The organism is Halomonas sp. ND22Bw, from assembly GCF_003011945.1.
Taxonomy (GTDB): domain Bacteria; phylum Pseudomonadota; class Gammaproteobacteria; order Pseudomonadales; family Halomonadaceae; genus Halomonas; species Halomonas halophila.
In genome coordinates, this window is the sequence record NZ_PXWD01001075.1 from 1 (window position 1) to 264 (window position 264).

A 264-nucleotide genomic window follows, 5' to 3' on the forward strand; every position below is an offset into this window, starting at 1 on the left:
GGTCGGGTCGTCCAGACCCTCCGGCTCCAGAAATATTTGGTGGCTAGTCTTGTCGGCGAAGCGCACCACCTTGTCCTCAATGGAGGGGCAGTAGCGAGGTCCCCTCCCCGACAACCGACCGCCATAGACGGCGCTCTCGCCGAGATTCTCCGCGATGATCCGATGGGTCTCCTCTGTCGTGTGCGTCACGCCACAGGCAATCTGGGGCACGTCGATCCGGTCGGTCAGGAAGGAAAAGGCTGACGGCGTTTCGTCCGCCTGCTG

At 62.9% G+C, this 264-nt stretch carries 1 protein-coding gene; it reads right to left on the reverse strand.

The genetic code is table 11. The features are described 5' to 3' along the window. Window positions 1–264, reverse strand: a 264-nt coding sequence (locus CVH10_RS21485; protein WP_181244639.1) for an FAD-dependent oxidoreductase, incomplete at both ends; no start/stop codon positions are given.